We start from the raw sequence: 13,571 nt of genomic DNA on the forward strand, positions 1-13,571 counted from the left end.
ACGTGCGGCATCGCGACCCTCTTCCGGCAGGTTCTCCGGGGGTGTTTCGGCGAAGGTGAGGATCAGGGCGGCGTGATCGACGGACATCACGCCGGTGTTCACGGCGTCGGCGATGTCGGGAAACGCAGCCATACCGCGGGCGAGGGCGACGATCTTGGTGGCCTTGGACGGCGAGAGAAGGGTGGTGGAGGTCAGCCAGCCTGCGGGTCCGGGGAAGCCGAGCTTCTCCCGCGAGACGCGGGTGTCGATTTCGGCGACGAGGGCGATCCGCCGCGCTTCCAGTAGTTGGATCTGGTGGGAGACCGCGGCAGATTCGGCGAGGAGTTCGCTCTCGCTCAGTTGCCAAATCTCCGCGGTCATGCGAGCAAGTGTATCGAACGCGCGTTCGATTGGCAACCATCGTTGAACCGAAAACTATTGCCCTGCTTCACTATTCGCGATGGCACGTTTGTCGGTGGCGTGTGGTAGCGCAGACGAACCGACTACAGGTGTGCCCCGGTACAGCGGATCTTGCCGTCGCGGCCCCGGCGTCAGCCGATGGTCCCCAGCGACGCCAGGGTTTTGACAACGGCCCGCGCAGCTTCGGCACCCTTGGTTTCGAGGTGGGCGGTGAAGAACGCCGTGTGGTCGGCGTGCTCGTGGAAGTGATGGGGAGTGAGCACCACCGAGAACGCCGGCACATCGGTGTCCAGTTGCACCCGCATGAGGCCGTCGATGACCGCCGTTTCTACGAAGTCGTGTCGATAGATTCCTCCGTCGACGACCAGCGCGGCGGCGACGATCGCCGAGTACTTCCCGGTCTTCGCCAACCGCTGGGCGTGCAGCGGGATCTCGAATGCCCCCGGCACCTCGAAGACGTCGATACGAGTATCGCCCTGGCCCAGCCGCTCGAGTTCGGCCGCGAATCCCACTCGCGCTCGGTCGACGATGTCCAGGTGCCAGCTGGCGTGGACGAAGGCAATGGATCCGGCGAGTGGAGTCGTCATGGGTGCGATGCTAGCGGTACCGCTCGTCGAGCAAGTCGAGTGTCGCGCCATCGAATTCGCCGCCGAAATACTTCTGCAACACTTCACCGAAAACGGACTGGCCCTTGGTAGCTTCGGCGAAAAGCGTCATGGACGAATGCAGTTTCAGATTGTCGGGGTAACCGAAGATCTCGTCTACCGTTCGACCCTCGATTCCGACGGTCAGCCGGGCCGCCTTCTTCAGACGCGGACCCAGCACCTCGTGGGACAGATACAGTTCCGCCTCCGTCAGGTCGGCGATACCGAAGTGCTGAGCAGTCGCACTCCGTCCCAACCCCGCCAACTGCGGGAACACGAACCACATCCAGTGGGTGTGCTTCCTCCCTGCCTTCAACTCCTTCGTCACTGCACTCCACACGGGATCCTGGGCGTCGACGAAGCGTTGCAGGTCGTATTCGGTCATGCCACTCAACCTAGGCACCGATTCGGTTCGCCTCGACAGCAATCTTTCAGCTAATATCTAGACCTGGACGGTGTCGAATTCGCAGACGATGCCGGCTGCCGGATGCGAGGCCACCCCCCGCAAAGCACGACAGGCCTCGCATCCGGATTCGACCGCATCACGTCGCCTCTGCGATCCAGACTCGTCCAGCTCATGAGACAGAGGGGTAGTCGAGATGTATTCGGTGTTGATATTCGCGATCGTGGCTGCGCTTGCATTGATGGCGCTGTCGCTGGTCACGTTGATCGTCGGCGAATCGATCCGAATGATTCGGCACATCGCTCAGGACCGGCCAAGCGCCACCCAACGCGGATTTCGACCGTGAACAGCAGAGCGGGTTTATCGAAGCCGCCGGACGGTTACCATTTGGTTACTGAAATGTCGGCTACCGCCGCGGGACAAGTTGGGTTCACATGATCAGAGGGAAGACAAAGGTGCCGGTCGAAGACGGATCGTTCGCGGCCAGGTTGAACAAGCTGTTCGACACGGTCCATCCACCGGGACGTCGGCCTCACACCAATGCCGAGGTCGCACAGGGGCTGGCCGACGCGGGCCATCGCATCTCCAAACCGTATATTTCGCAGCTTCGATCCGGACACAGGACCAACCCGTCGGAGGAGACCGTGACAGCGTTGGCGCGGTTCTTCAAGGTACGGGCGGATTATTTCTACGACCCGGTCTATCAGGATGCGGTCGATCGCGATCTCGAAATGCTCGCGCAATTGCGGAATCAGGGCCTGCGGCGACTGTCGGCACGCGCATTCGACCTGTCCGACGAATCGCAGAGCCTGCTGACCTCGATGGCCGAAAAGCTACGCGCAAGCGAAGGATTGCCCGCGGTGCCACCGGACAGCACCCCGTAGCACTCGCTGCCTGGCCGGCCCCGTCCGCTACCGAGCAGTCGTGTCGGTAGCGGAGTCCGGTGATGTCGCGTCGTCGAGCGCGGCGGTGGACGTCGATCGATGCGCCCGGGCGATCAAGGCAACCCACTGCGGAGGGGACCAGTCGGGTGGGGGCACGATCCAGTGGGCACCGAGGATGGGGTGGGCGAGAGGGTCGTGGACCGTCCGAGCTATCCGTGCTGCGCGATCCACCGGATCGGTAGGCGCGGCGACTCCGTCGTCGAACTGTCCGGCACCCACCTGCAAGTACAGCCCGTCCATGACGTCCGACACGTGATCGGACGCTTGCAGCACAGTGGGTGCCCGCGATCGGTCGGAGTCGCGAAGTTCGGGGAATCGGCGGAGCAGGGCGTGGTGTAGATCTTTGATGCGGTAGAGCAGGATCCGGGCGCGTATCCATGTCTCGATCAACACCGACACTGCACCGATCGACATGATCAACGCACCCACTGTGAGCACCCCGCGGTTGGGTTCCGCACCGAGAATCACTGCGATGGCGATCGACAGCGGCGCCACAGCACCGAGACAATAAAGGGCAACCGCACGCCCGATCGGCGTGCGGGCGATCACCCGAACCCCGGCCGCGATCACGGCGGCGAACGCCGGCAGAACCGCGCACCAGCCGGCCACCGGGTTCCAGAGCGAGCCCGCCATCGCACCGGCTGTGGACACCGCGATGACGACGGCACACGTTCGGTACCACCGCCGCAGAAGTGTCGGCCATGCTCTGATGGCGATCACCATCGACGCTCCGGCCGCGCCGGCCCAGCACATCGCCAACGCTGCGGCCGCATTGTCGCGGCCGAGCGTGGCGGCGACGTCGTCGATGGCCACCGTCTGGGCCGCCGCTGTGCACACCATGGCCAGGACCATGCAGATCCGAACCGTGGTGGCAGGTCGCACGACCATTCGGCCCACTCGTGCACCGGCCGCAAGCCAGACCACCAGTGCTGCAATCCACGCCATGTCAGCCCAACGCCTGGTCGAAAGAGACGATCGATCGAGCTGCGCCTCGGGTGTTCGCACGACGCAATCGCTGCAGCAGCTGCCCGGCGAAGGCCTCCGCTTCCCATTCGTCGTCGTTGTCGGCACCGTCCACCACGGCCGATTGCAACGTGCGTTCGCTCAGCAAGTACGCCAGCAGCTCATCGCTGACGGCGCGCAGGGAACTCTCGATGGGTATGCCGTCGTGTCGAAAGACGATGTGGCCCAGTTCGTGGGCGAGCGTGCGATCGTAATTCGGAAGGTCCGTACCTATCACGATCACGTCGCGATCGGGGTAGGCGCGGCGCTGCCCACACACCCCTGGCGGCAGGACTGAGCCCTCGATGACGATCGGCCGCCTGCGTTCGCGGGCGATCGCCTCGATCACGCCGTCGAGCGTGGACCGATCGGCATCCGCTGCAATTTCGCAGACCACGTCCACGGCCGCCGAGATCCGACGATGTGAGCGCGTCACGAGAAAATCTCCCCGCGAGCTCGATCGAGACGCACCTGCTGCGCGCGGGCTCCCCTGGCGCTGATGACACCCGCTCCGGCTCCGGCGAGCATCAGACCCACGACTCCACCTGCCACCGCGCGTGCGTCCAACAGACCGGACGACGCGGTGAGTTCGGTATCCGGATCAGGACCGTTCGCGCCGGGACCCGATGCGCCGGGACCGGAAGCGGACGACGACGGCGAGGCCGCACTGGTCGACGCCGGGCCGGCCGGTTCTGTCGACGGTGCGGTCGAGGAAGATGCCGCCGCCGTCTCCTCGTCCTCGACATCGGGTACATCGAGGCCGGCTCCTGGCGGGACACCGCCTGCACCGCCGACAGGCGGAACGGCTGCAGGCGGCCCGGCTGCAGGAGGCCCGGCTGCAGGAGGCCCGTCGACCACCCCGGACGTCGGCGTGCGTGACGGCTGCGAGCGAGTCGACGACTGTTCCGACTCCGTGGTGGGTTCGTGGGTGGGTCGTGGGCGTCTCGACGACGAGGTGCTCGACGCTGCTGTTGTGGTCGAGGTCGCCGACGTGGTGGTGGACGACGTGGTGGATTCGGTGGTCGTCGAATCATCCACCGTGGTGGTGACATCGGTGCTGGTGGGGGCGGGGTGATGACACGCGTGCAGATTTCCGATACAGATCGGATACGCCGACGAGACGCCGGCCCCGGTGCCGATCATGACGCCACCGACCGTCGCGGCTCCCGCCGCCACTGTCAGCGCCGCGACACGCCACCTGGCCCCAATGCTCATTCGCTGTCCCCGATTGTCGTTCGTTTCGAGCCGGCAGCCAGGATCGGCACGCCACTGCATCGAGTATCGGCCTCGCCGGGCAGAAGTCGAATGCTCACGACGTGCTGTAGCGCAGCAACCGCGTCCGCACCCGGGCGTCGACGTCCACTGCACCGTGCCCGGAACGCGTCAAGGCCTGGTACAAACGCGCCCGGTACTGACTTTCGCTCAAACCGAAGCAGACGAAGATCTCCGAAGCATCCGCACCGCCGTACGGCTCCCAGCGAGCCGCGAACGTGATCAAGGCTTCGTCGCGGTTGTCAGCCATCGAAGCGACCCGCATGCGTCTCCAACAGATCAGCGGGCGACGTACCGAAACGACTACCACCGAGCAGCGCGTGAGCTGTCCCGATCGTGCCGATTGCGGTCACTCCCGCCACGATCCCCAGCATCGGCTGGGCGAACATCCAACCCAACGCCGTGAATCCTGCGAGCAACACTGCCACCACACCGACGACGTAGACCGCCCGGAAGCTCGCGCTGTCGATAACAGCAAGATTTTCGGCTCTGCTCCATGCACTCATCACCATGCCCCCGTCCTTCACATTCGACTAGCGAGCAGCGTACCCAAACTGCCCGAAGTCAGCAATTTTCTAGTTATCCATCCGGGGGCAGCGGCACCGCAGCAGCGGTCTGCCGACTGGGCGAGCGGCACACGGAAACGCCCGCTTTTCATACGCGAGCCGACGTTACTTTGCCTTACTCGACTCGCCCGCTGCCGTTCACCGAGACAATCGGTATCAACGCAGTTCAGATCGCACTTTTCGAAGCGGAGGCATACCTCCGCAGCGGACCACCCGGGACGTCGGCCGTACTCACCGGACTCCCGCGCCATCGGATCCGTCACGGCCGCCGACACCGATCGAGTGGAGTTGCGAGAATCACAATTGGTAACGGGAAAATAGCTGCGGCGATGGAGCAGACGTGAAAGCCGTATCGACACCCCACGCCTCGGTGCCCGTCGTCGCTCAGCGAAGAGAGGCCCGAAAAGTGCTGGCGGCAGTCTTGCTACTGCTGATCGTATCGGCTCTCACCGGAATAGGAACGACGCTCGACTCGTTCTCGGTACCCGACGTCGAGCAGTCGTGGACGACGGTGAGCGGACTGGTCGCGTCCATCGTCTTCTCGATCGTGGGTACGGTCGCGACCAGACCTGTGCACATCGGACGCGTGCAGCTCGACTCGACCGTCGTGTGGGCTGCGTTTGCAGGCCTGTTCGGCATTGCCTTCCAGGTGCACACGGCTCTCCGCATGAGCGCAGTTGCTTCGATACTCGTTCTCGCCGTGTACATCCGAACTATGCACCGAGCCTCGATCGCACGGGTTCAGTGTTCGGTACTGGCACTGGCCGTGGCCGGTTCGCTCGCCCTCGGTGAAGCCGCGAGTTCGCCGAGCGAGGTCATCGTCGCCTTCTTCTGCGTGGTCGCGTTCACCGAAGTACTGGGGTCGGCCGGAGCAAGTCTTCGCTCGGCAGCGTTGCGCGACCCACTGACGGGGGTGTTCAACCGCACGGGTGCCGAGCACGGGTTCGCCCGTCTCACAGCGCAACTGCGCCGAAGGACAGACCGCGTCGCGATCATTGCTTTCGACATCGACAACTTCAAGGATCTCAACGACAACTACGGGCATGCAGCCGGTGACCGGGCCCTTGCAGAGCTCGCTCTCTCGTGGTCCTCACGCGCGCCGTCGCGATCGATCCTCGGACGTGTGGGCGGCGACGAGTTCGTCCTCATCACCCCGGTCTCGAACCACGCCGAGGCGAGGCAGTTGGCCGAAACCATGGTTGCCGGCCAATCGGTCTCTGCCTCTTACGGTTTGGCCGTGTCGACGCCCAAAGACAAACCGTTCGAGACTTTGCTGGCCGACGCCGATGCCGATCTGTATCGGTACAAGCGCCGACCGAACGGAGAGGTCGGGTCGCCGCGGAACTCGGCCGGACCCCACCGCCTCCCGTGCAGCGGGCCCAGTGTTCACTTCGGCCCGCAGTTGTGAATACCCAGTGGCAGCGTGCGCTCGGCGCACACCGGGGAACACACGAGATCTCGGACGTCACCGCCCGCTTGCGCGCACACGGCGTGACCGCGGATACCGTCCTTGCCGTGCTGTCCGACCCGAACCGTTTCCTGAACGCATTCGAGCACGATGGACCCGGGTGGACGCACCGGTACGGCGGGCCCGTCGGTGCCGCACTCATCGCGTCGGAACTGGCTCACTACCTCAGGAGCAGGCAGCGCGCAGCAGAGCGACTCCGGCTCGACCTCATTACCGAGATGGCTTCCAGCGTCGCTCAGCGCCCCGACCACCGATGGGCACGGCCGGGACTTCACCTCGTCGATCCGGGGACGGACCCCGACGAGATACCCCTATCGGGGTCCACCTAGGGGGCTGCTCCTCGAACCGCTGCTCGGGGCCACCGGTCAGGTGAACCCGCGCAACAGAGTGTCCACGGTCGCGTCGAGCAGATCCTCGGTCGGGACGCCGTCGAGCAGGTCGCCGGTGGCCAGCATCGCGAGTCCGTGCACGCTCGCGAAGGCGACGCGCGCGAGGATCTCGGGTGGAGCCTCGGTGATCACACCGGCCGCCATCGTCTCCTTCAACAAAGCCTCGGTGGCGGTCATACTCTCGTGCGCAACGCTTTTCAGATTCTCACTGGCGTCGGGATGATGCTTGGTGCTGTACATGACATCGAGCAACTCCGGGTGTTCGACGGCGAATCCGAGGTAGGCGCGGGCGACTCCACGGAACCGAGTCAGCAGCTCACCGGGTCCCGTTGCCGCTGCGACCATTCGGCGATTCAATTCCTCGAAACCGTGCAGCGCCAGCGCATCCAGTAGCGCCTGCTTGTCGCGGAAGTGGCGCGCCGGGGCACCGTGACTGACGCCGACATCTCTGGCCAGCTGCCGAAGCGACAACGCGTCGACCCCGCCGTGCGCGATGCTCCGTTCGGCCTCGTCGAGCAAGACCGCGCGCAGGTCACCGTGGTGGTAGCGCTGCGTTGCCATGACCTCACCCTAGGCGATGTTGGCGTTGACAACAATGCTGACACTGCCTACATTTGCTGGCATGACTTCCACAGCGCTCATCACCGGAGCAAGTTCGGGCCTCGGCGAGGAATTCGCCACCCGCTTCGCCGCACGCGGCGAGAACGTCGTCCTCGTGGCTCGACGCGCCGATCGGTTGAACACCCTGGCGCGGCGCATCGAATCCGAGCACGGCGTGACGGCCACCGTCGTAGCGATGGACCTGGGTGTCCCCGGCGTGGGCGACACCCTACGAACCACATTGGCGGACAAAGGAATCACCCCCACCACCCTCGTCAACAATGCAGGTTTCGGAACGCATGGAAGGTTCGCCGACGAGGATCCCGCGCGCGTCGCTGCCGAGATCGCACTGAACGTGAGCGCCCTGGTCGACCTGACGCACGCATTTCTGCCGAACCTCACCGGCGCACTGATCAACATCGCGAGTACCGCCGCGTACCAACCCACCCCCAACATGGCCGTCTACGGTGCGACGAAGGCATTCGTCCTCAACTTCACCGAAGCGCTGGCGTACGAGCACCGCACCTCGTCGCTGAAGATTCTCGCGCTCTCCCCCGGCCCCACGCGCACCGAGTTCTTCGATGTCGTGGGATCGGAAGATGCCGCGGTGGGTAACTACCAGACCTCCGAGCAGGTGGTCTCGACGGCTGTGCGCGCGTTGGATTCTCGCCGCACCCCCGCCAGTGTCGTGTCCGGTCTGTCCAACAAGATCAGCGCCGGCAGTGTCCGTTTGGCCCCACGCGCACTGGCCACGGTGATCAGTGGCCGTCTGCTGAAGGCGTGAACCGCTAACCGCGGGTACGACGCGAATCGATCACTCCCGTGTCGAATCCGGCCAGATGCAGTCCTCCGTGGAATCGGGCGTGTTCGATCTTCAGGCACCGATCCATGACGACGTTCAACCCCGCGGCCTCCCCGTCGCGTGCCACCTGCTCGTGCCACAGTCCGAGCTGTAGCCAGATCGTCTTCGCCTGCGCTGCAATCGCTTCGGAGAGAACGTCGGGCAAGTCGTCGTACTTGCGGAACACGTCGACCAGATCCGGCGATTCAGGCAGATCCGCGAGGGTCGGATAGACCGTGGTCCCTTCTATGTCGGTGACCGTCGGATTGACGAGAAATATCTCGTAGTTGCTCGTCGAGGACAGATACCGATTGACGAAGTAGCTTGCCCGCGAGGGGTTCTTGGACGCACCGACGATCGCGACGGTCTTCGTCTCACGCAGGATGCGTTGCCGCTGCGGCGCGGACGGGCCCTGCCAGGTGCGCTCGCTCATGACCGCGCCTTTCCTGTTGCCAGTGTCAGGGCCTGATCCAGGTCCCACAGAATGTCCTCGGCATCTTCGAGTCCGACGCTGATGCGAATCAACTCGGGACCGACACCTGCTCCGCGGAGTTGCTCATCGGTCAGTTGTCGGTGTGTGGTGCTGCCCGGGTGAATCACCAGCGTGCGCACGTCACCGATATTGGCGACGTGGCTGGCGATCTGCACGCTCTCGACGAACGTCTGCCCGGCCTCGCGGCCACCGTCGATTCCGAAAGCGAACACCGCACCAGGACCGGCAGGGAGATACTTCGCTGCTCGGTCGTGCTGCGGATGACTCTGCAGGCCTGCCCATCTCACGTAGTCGATACGTGGATCGGTTTCGAGCCACTCGGCAACGACTCGGGCATTGGCGACATGTGCGTCCATGCGCTGCGGCAGCGTCTCCACACCCTGGATCAGCGTGAATGCCGATTGCGGTGCCAGTGCGCCCCCGATGTCGCGCAACTGTTCGCTGCGCAGCTTCGTCAGAAAGCCGTACTCGCCGAAGTTTCCCCACCACGACAGCCCGCCGTAGGAGGCCACGGGTGCCGTCATCTGCGGGAATTTGCCCGAGCCCCAATCGAACCGCCCGGATTCCACCACCACTCCCCCGAGCGTCGATCCGTGACCACCGAGGAACTTGGTGGCCGAGTGGATCACGATGTCGGCGCCGAACTCGATGGGCCGGCTCAGCCACGGCGTCGCCATCGTCGCGTCGATCACCAGCGGGATTCCGTGATCGTGGGCCACGGCGGCAAGGCCCTCGAGGTCGGCGATCTCGCCCGACGGATTGCCGATGACCTCGGCGTAGATCAGCTTGGTCGAATCCGTCACCGCTGCTGCGTAATCGGAGGGATCGGTGCCAGGGACGAACGTGGTCTCGACGCCGAAGCGGCGCAGCGTCACGTCGAGCTGGGTCACCGTGCCGCCGTAGAGCCCGGCAGCGGCAACGATGTGGTCTCCGGTGCCCGCGAGCGCAGCGAACACTGCGAACTCGGCCGCCAACCCACTGGCGAACGCAACCGCCCCGATGCCGCCTTCGAGGCTCGCGATGCGCTCCTCGAAGGCGGCGACGGTGGGGTTGCCGATGCGGCTGTAGACGTTGCCGTACTTCTGCAGAGCGAACAGATCGCCTGCGTCCGCGGAATTCTCGAACACGTAGCTCGCCGTCTGATAGATGGGCACCGCACGCGAACCGGTGGCAGGATCGGGTCTCGCTCCGGCGTGAATTGCTCTGGTACGCAGACCGAATGTCCGTTCGCTCATGACGTCAGGCCGTCTCGAGAACGGTGTGGATCGGGGTGGGATTGCGCGTCAGATCCAGCACGGGGCAGTGATCGTCGACGGCCTTCTGCAGCTCCTCGTACCGCTCCCGTGACTCGGGACCGGTGACGGTCACGACGACGCGCACCTCACCGAACCCGGGACGAACGTTGTCGTCGAAACCGAAGAATCCGCGAACGTCGAGGTCACCCTCGGCCTTGGCCTTGATGTCGTCGACGACGATGCCGAGCTTCTCGGCCCAGACGCGGTAGGTGACCACCTGGCAGGACAGCAGCGACGCCAGGTAGTACTCGACGGGGTTGGCGGCCTTGTTCTCACCGCCGAGGGCAGGCGGCTCGTCGACCTCGACGCTGAACTTGCCCAGGGTGACGGTGCTGGCGACGGCATCGTGAGCGGTGGCGGAGGCACGGAAGACCGCCTGGGCGTTCTTCGCGTCGGCCTGCACGGCATCGTCGGTGGCAGCGATGACGCCGCCGATGTGGGACACAGATGTGGTCATGGAGGATCCTGTTCGATTCGAGGGTTGCCGGAACTACCCGAGGAGCGCGAAATGCCCGTCGGGGATGGGTTCGATCGACAGTTACGAACAGGAAGACGTGCAGACGAGACCGAAGTCGATGGTGCGACGACGTACGAGCCTTCTGGCTGCGTCGATCACGTGTGTCTCGGTCACGACGCCGACAATAGCTTACGAGAACTGATCCGCGCCGACATCGGTCTCGTCGTCGACGATCGCCGCGACGATACGCGCTGCCACCGCCTCCGGCGTCAGACCTTGCGGTAGTTTCGGTGCCTGCCCGGCGATCGGCCGCGTCGCAAGACCCGTCTCGGTGTGCGGCGGACGCACGTCCACGATCCTGATCTTGGACTTACGTGCCTCCGTGCGCACGCTTTTCAGCAGTGCGGTCACCGCAGCCTTGCTCGCCGAATAGGCACCCATGTTCGGCATCGGCTTGTCGGCCACGACGGCACTGATGTTGAGCACGAACCCGCCCTGGCCCAGGGTGGTCAGCGCTTCTCGAAGCACCCGCAGCGGCGCGAGATAGTTGAGCAGCAACAGTTCGTCGACGGTGTCGTCGTCCACTTCGGTCACCGGCCCGAACGCCACGACACCCGCGGCGATGACGATCCCGTCCAGTCCGCCGTGGTGTTCGACGGCCTCCGCAATCACCGATCGAGCCGAATCCGGCAGCGTCAGATCGGCATTCACCGAGTGATGCTCCGACTCGATGCTCCGGCCGCTCACGGTCAACCGTGCACCGGCTTTCGCGAGCTGCTCGACGACCGGACCGCCGAGACCGCCACTGGCACCGAATACGAGAATGCGTGCACCGTCGAGTGTGGTCATCCCTCGACGTTAACCGCCGCCTCGCACCCTCGCTGACGACTATGACAACAGCTTCTTCTGGACCTTCCCCATTGCGTTGCGCGGAAGGGAGTCGACGACGCGAATCTCGCGGGGCCGCTTGTGAATCGACAGCTCGGTGGCCACCAGATCGATCAGCACTCGATCCTCCACATCGGTGCCGACGACGAACGCCACGATGCGCTGGCCCAGATCGTCGTCGGGCACACCGACCACGGCCACCTCGTCGACGCTCGGGTGCCCCAGCAACACCGTCTCGATCTCCCCTGCGCCGACGCGATACCCGCCGGACTTGATCAGATCGGTCGAGGCGCGCCCGACGATGCGGTGGAACCCGTCGGGCTCGATGAGAGCGACGTCTCCGGTGTCGAACCACCCGTCCTCGGTGAACGTCGCGGCCGTCGCCTCGGGGTTGTTCAGGTAGCCGTCGAACAGCATGGGGCACCGGATCTGCAGTGCACCGATGGATTCGCCGTCGTGGGGCAGGATTTCGCCCTTCTCACCACGCAACCGTGTCTCGACGCCCGCGACCGGCAGTCCCACCGAACCTGCTCGACGCTCCCCGTCGGCGCGGGTGCTTATGGTGATGAGGGTTTCGCTCATGCCGTATCGCTCGATGGGAGCCTGGCCCGTGAGTTCGCGCAGCTTCTCGAACACCGGGACCGGGAGCGGCGCACTGCCGGACACCAGCAGTCGGGCACCGGACAGGGCGCGGGCCGACGCCTCGTCCGCGGCGACGCGCGACCACACCGTCGGCACCCCGAAGTACAGGGATCCGCGCGCGGCTGCGTAGAGCTCGGGCGTCGGCTTGCCGGTGTGGATCAGCGGGCTGCCCACTCGCAGCGGGCCGAGGACGCCGAGGATGAGACCGTGCACATGGAACAACGGAAGCCCTTGCACCACAGTGTCTTTCCCAGTCCACGCCCAGGCCTGCGCCAACGCGTCCAGGCCGGCGGCGATGGCACTGCGCGAGATCAGGACGCCTTTCGGCGGGCCGGTGGTACCGGAGGTGTAGAGCACGAACGCGACCGAGGACGGCTGCGGTTCGGGGTAGCTGTGCCACGACCGTGCATGTTGACGCACCGGCAGGACCTCGAGCCCGGAGGTATCCGGAGGCGCTTCGCCGAGCCACGCCTGCGCGCCCGAGTCGCGGAGGATGTGCTCACGTTCGGCCACCCCGGCATCGGGCGGAACCGGCACCACGGTGACACCGGCGATGAGTGCGCCCACGACGGCGAGCACGGTCTTGACGGACGGTGTCGCGTAGATCGCGAGGCGGTCGGCTCGCGAGATGCGCTCGGCCACGGACGTCGCGGCGCCCAGGATATCGGCACGGGAGAGCGAGACCCCATCGATCGTGATGGCGTCGGGAATATCGTCTCCTCGCGCAACGGCGAGTGGGTTCAGTGAACGAAGCAGCACATGGCTACCGTACATACATGGACGTGGACGGAATCGACACCGGCGACTACGCCGAGTACATGACGGTCGCCGCCGGTGACCTGCAGGCGGGTGTCTATCTGATCGGAACCGACGCAGAGCAGGACACAGATTCCGAGGACGACCTCGACCTGGACCTCGACGACTCCGATTCGGACGATGACGACGACATCGATATCGCGCACGTCACCGACGGCGCACCACGGCTGGTCTACTCGGTGCAGTCCGACGACTTCTGGACCCGAGTGGAATTGGCCGATCTTCGAGCCACTCAGCTCTACGAGGAAGCCCACGCCCGCAATCCCGAGGTCAACACCGAGCCCAAACGCTTCACCACCGTCGAGGCGTTCGGCAGCAACGAGCTGGTCTACATCCTGCGTATCCGACGCGGCGGCTGGGATGTGGGCGAGCCGGACCTCGAGCCCTGATTTACGCGGCACCTCTGGTCCTCGCAAACGCGCGCGCGTTTGCTGAACGCGAGCGGTTTCGCG

General features: G+C 65.0%; 20 protein-coding genes. 7 read left to right on the forward strand and 13 right to left on the reverse strand.

The features are described 5' to 3' along the window. From CH302_RS15610 to CH302_RS15620, 3 genes are all read right to left on the reverse strand, one after another. Positions 1 to 360: DUF222 domain-containing protein (locus tag CH302_RS15610; protein ID WP_141216659.1), on the reverse strand; the 360-nt coding region annotated here is incomplete at its 3' end. A 170-nt stretch (positions 361 to 530) separates the two neighbouring features. After that, on the reverse strand, positions 531 to 986 hold the full coding sequence (locus tag CH302_RS15615) for a 6,7-dimethyl-8-ribityllumazine synthase (protein WP_037191515.1): 456 nt from the start codon (positions 984 to 986) through the stop codon (positions 531 to 533). Between the two features lie 10 nt (positions 987 to 996). Continuing rightward, a complete protein-coding gene (locus CH302_RS15620) occupies positions 997 to 1,428 on the reverse strand; it encodes a DUF1810 domain-containing protein (RefSeq protein ID WP_037191514.1) in 432 nt (143 codons plus the stop codon). A gap of 241 nt (positions 1,429 to 1,669) precedes the next feature. On the opposite strand from CH302_RS15620, the gene CH302_RS30640 reads away from it, so the two are divergent. Beyond that, positions 1,670 to 1,792, forward strand: coding sequence for a hypothetical protein (locus CH302_RS30640; protein ID WP_255138276.1), 123 nt, complete (start codon positions 1,670 to 1,672; stop codon positions 1,790 to 1,792). Between the two features lie 109 nt (positions 1,793 to 1,901). After that, on the forward strand, positions 1,902 to 2,330 hold the full coding sequence (locus tag CH302_RS15630) for a helix-turn-helix domain-containing protein (RefSeq protein WP_037191674.1): 429 nt from the start codon (positions 1,902 to 1,904) through the stop codon (positions 2,328 to 2,330). Between the two features lie 27 nt (positions 2,331 to 2,357). Here CH302_RS15630 and CH302_RS15635 read toward each other — a convergent pair whose 3' ends face one another. Beyond that, positions 2,358 to 3,335 (reverse strand): hypothetical protein, encoded by a 978-nt coding sequence (locus CH302_RS15635; protein WP_037191511.1) that lies wholly within the window; start codon positions 3,333 to 3,335, stop codon positions 2,358 to 2,360. A 1-nt stretch (position 3,336) separates the two neighbouring features. Further along, positions 3,337 to 3,828, reverse strand: a complete 492-nt coding sequence (locus CH302_RS15640; RefSeq protein ID WP_037191510.1) for an ImmA/IrrE family metallo-endopeptidase — start codon at positions 3,826 to 3,828, stop codon at positions 3,337 to 3,339. A gap of 63 nt (positions 3,829 to 3,891) precedes the next feature. Here CH302_RS15640 and CH302_RS30095 point away from each other — a divergent pair, with 63 nt between their 5' ends. Further along, the gene (locus CH302_RS30095; protein ID WP_155292926.1) at positions 3,892 to 4,467 is read left to right on the forward strand and encodes a hypothetical protein; all 576 of its coding nucleotides are present in this window, start codon (positions 3,892 to 3,894) and stop codon (positions 4,465 to 4,467) included. Positions 4,468 to 4,701: 234 nt separating this feature from the next. On the opposite strand, the gene CH302_RS30100 is transcribed toward CH302_RS30095, so the two are convergent. Together CH302_RS30100 and CH302_RS15655 are read right to left on the reverse strand one after the other, a co-directional pair. Then, positions 4,702 to 4,914, reverse strand: coding sequence for a hypothetical protein (locus tag CH302_RS30100; protein WP_141217040.1), 213 nt, complete (start codon positions 4,912 to 4,914; stop codon positions 4,702 to 4,704). Beyond that, on the reverse strand, positions 4,907 to 5,176 hold the full coding sequence (locus tag CH302_RS15655) for a hypothetical protein (protein WP_037191505.1): 270 nt from the start codon (positions 5,174 to 5,176) through the stop codon (positions 4,907 to 4,909). Before CH302_RS15655 ends, CH302_RS30100 begins: the two co-directional genes overlap by 8 nt. A 394-nt stretch (positions 5,177 to 5,570) precedes the next feature. Here CH302_RS15655 and CH302_RS15660 point away from each other — a divergent pair, with 394 nt between their 5' ends. After that, positions 5,571 to 6,638 carry a GGDEF domain-containing protein gene (locus CH302_RS15660; RefSeq protein ID WP_141216662.1) on the forward strand — a complete coding sequence of 356 codons (1,068 nt, stop codon included), beginning with the start codon at positions 5,571 to 5,573 and terminating at the stop codon, positions 6,636 to 6,638. After that, positions 6,635 to 7,027, forward strand: a complete 393-nt coding sequence (locus CH302_RS15665; protein WP_037191503.1) for a hypothetical protein — start codon at positions 6,635 to 6,637, stop codon at positions 7,025 to 7,027. Before CH302_RS15660 ends, CH302_RS15665 begins: the two co-directional genes overlap by 4 nt. 36 nt (positions 7,028 to 7,063) lie before the next feature. On the opposite strand, the gene CH302_RS15670 is transcribed toward CH302_RS15665, so the two are convergent. Beyond that, on the reverse strand, positions 7,064 to 7,648 hold the full coding sequence (locus CH302_RS15670) for a TetR/AcrR family transcriptional regulator (protein WP_037191500.1): 585 nt from the start codon (positions 7,646 to 7,648) through the stop codon (positions 7,064 to 7,066). A gap of 61 nt (positions 7,649 to 7,709) precedes the next feature. Here CH302_RS15670 and CH302_RS15675 point away from each other — a divergent pair, with 61 nt between their 5' ends. Continuing rightward, positions 7,710 to 8,471 (forward strand): SDR family NAD(P)-dependent oxidoreductase, encoded by a 762-nt coding sequence (locus CH302_RS15675; protein ID WP_230596293.1) that lies wholly within the window; start codon positions 7,710 to 7,712, stop codon positions 8,469 to 8,471. A 4-nt stretch (positions 8,472 to 8,475) separates the two neighbouring features. Here CH302_RS15675 and CH302_RS15680 read toward each other — a convergent pair whose 3' ends face one another. The 5 genes from CH302_RS15680 to CH302_RS15700 all read right to left on the reverse strand — a co-directional run bounded on the left by CH302_RS15680 (position 8,476) and on the right by CH302_RS15700 (position 13,077). Beyond that, positions 8,476 to 8,961, reverse strand: a complete 486-nt coding sequence (locus CH302_RS15680; RefSeq protein ID WP_037191497.1) for a CoA-binding protein — start codon at positions 8,959 to 8,961, stop codon at positions 8,476 to 8,478. Beyond that, complete coding sequence (locus CH302_RS15685; RefSeq protein WP_037191496.1) at positions 8,958 to 10,256, reverse strand: O-acetylhomoserine aminocarboxypropyltransferase/cysteine synthase family protein; 1,299 nt, start codon at positions 10,254 to 10,256, stop codon at positions 8,958 to 8,960. Before CH302_RS15685 ends, CH302_RS15680 begins: the two co-directional genes overlap by 4 nt. A 4-nt stretch (positions 10,257 to 10,260) precedes the next feature. Next, positions 10,261 to 10,773 carry an OsmC family protein gene (locus tag CH302_RS15690; protein ID WP_037191491.1) on the reverse strand — a complete coding sequence of 171 codons (513 nt, stop codon included), beginning with the start codon at positions 10,771 to 10,773 and terminating at the stop codon, positions 10,261 to 10,263. Between the two features lie 189 nt (positions 10,774 to 10,962). Further along, on the reverse strand, positions 10,963 to 11,622 hold the full coding sequence (locus CH302_RS15695; RefSeq protein ID WP_037191489.1) for an SDR family NAD(P)-dependent oxidoreductase: 660 nt from the start codon (positions 11,620 to 11,622) through the stop codon (positions 10,963 to 10,965). Positions 11,623 to 11,661: 39 nt separating this feature from the next. Further along, positions 11,662 to 13,077 (reverse strand): acyl-CoA synthetase, encoded by a 1,416-nt coding sequence (locus CH302_RS15700; RefSeq protein WP_037191487.1) that lies wholly within the window; start codon positions 13,075 to 13,077, stop codon positions 11,662 to 11,664. A 2-nt stretch (positions 13,078 to 13,079) separates the two neighbouring features. On the opposite strand from CH302_RS15700, the gene CH302_RS15705 reads away from it, so the two are divergent. Beyond that, the gene (locus tag CH302_RS15705; RefSeq protein ID WP_037191484.1) at positions 13,080 to 13,508 is read left to right on the forward strand and encodes a hypothetical protein; all 429 of its coding nucleotides are present in this window, start codon (positions 13,080 to 13,082) and stop codon (positions 13,506 to 13,508) included. The last annotated feature ends 63 nt before the right edge of the window (positions 13,509 to 13,571 follow it).

Origin of the sequence: Rhodococcus sp. 15-2388-1-1a (assembly GCF_002259145.1) — a bacterium.
Taxonomy (GTDB): Bacteria; Actinomycetota; Actinomycetes; order Mycobacteriales; family Mycobacteriaceae; genus Rhodococcoides.

What these genes read in the sequence shown, in the direction of transcription:
- CH302_RS15690 (WP_037191491.1), bottom strand. Translation starts at nt 10,773, where the DNA reads ATGACCACATCTGTGTCCCACATCGGCGGCGTCATCGCTGCCACCGAC.
- CH302_RS15670 (WP_037191500.1), bottom strand. Translation starts at nt 7,648, where the DNA reads ATGGCAACGCAGCGCTACCACCACGGTGACCTGCGCGCGGTCTTGCTC.
- CH302_RS15620 (WP_037191514.1), bottom strand. Translation starts at nt 1,428, where the DNA reads ATGACCGAATACGACCTGCAACGCTTCGTCGACGCCCAGGATCCCGTG.
- CH302_RS15700 (WP_037191487.1), bottom strand. Translation starts at nt 13,077, where the DNA reads ATGTACGGTAGCCATGTGCTGCTTCGTTCACTGAACCCACTCGCCGTT.
- CH302_RS30095 (WP_155292926.1), top strand. Translation starts at nt 3,892, where the DNA reads ATGACACCCGCTCCGGCTCCGGCGAGCATCAGACCCACGACTCCACCT.
- CH302_RS15685 (WP_037191496.1), bottom strand. Translation starts at nt 10,256, where the DNA reads ATGAGCGAACGGACATTCGGTCTGCGTACCAGAGCAATTCACGCCGGA.
- CH302_RS15695 (WP_037191489.1), bottom strand. Translation starts at nt 11,622, where the DNA reads ATGACCACACTCGACGGTGCACGCATTCTCGTATTCGGTGCCAGTGGC.
- CH302_RS15655 (WP_037191505.1), bottom strand. Translation starts at nt 5,176, where the DNA reads ATGGTGATGAGTGCATGGAGCAGAGCCGAAAATCTTGCTGTTATCGAC.
- CH302_RS15615 (WP_037191515.1), bottom strand. Translation starts at nt 986, where the DNA reads ATGACGACTCCACTCGCCGGATCCATTGCCTTCGTCCACGCCAGCTGG.
- CH302_RS15705 (WP_037191484.1), top strand. Translation starts at nt 13,080, where the DNA reads ATGGACGTGGACGGAATCGACACCGGCGACTACGCCGAGTACATGACG.
- CH302_RS15635 (WP_037191511.1), bottom strand. Translation starts at nt 3,335, where the DNA reads ATGGCGTGGATTGCAGCACTGGTGGTCTGGCTTGCGGCCGGTGCACGA.
- CH302_RS30100 (WP_141217040.1), bottom strand. Translation starts at nt 4,914, where the DNA reads ATGGCTGACAACCGCGACGAAGCCTTGATCACGTTCGCGGCTCGCTGG.
- CH302_RS15680 (WP_037191497.1), bottom strand. Translation starts at nt 8,961, where the DNA reads ATGAGCGAGCGCACCTGGCAGGGCCCGTCCGCGCCGCAGCGGCAACGC.
- CH302_RS15675 (WP_230596293.1), top strand. Translation starts at nt 7,710, where the DNA reads ATGACTTCCACAGCGCTCATCACCGGAGCAAGTTCGGGCCTCGGCGAG.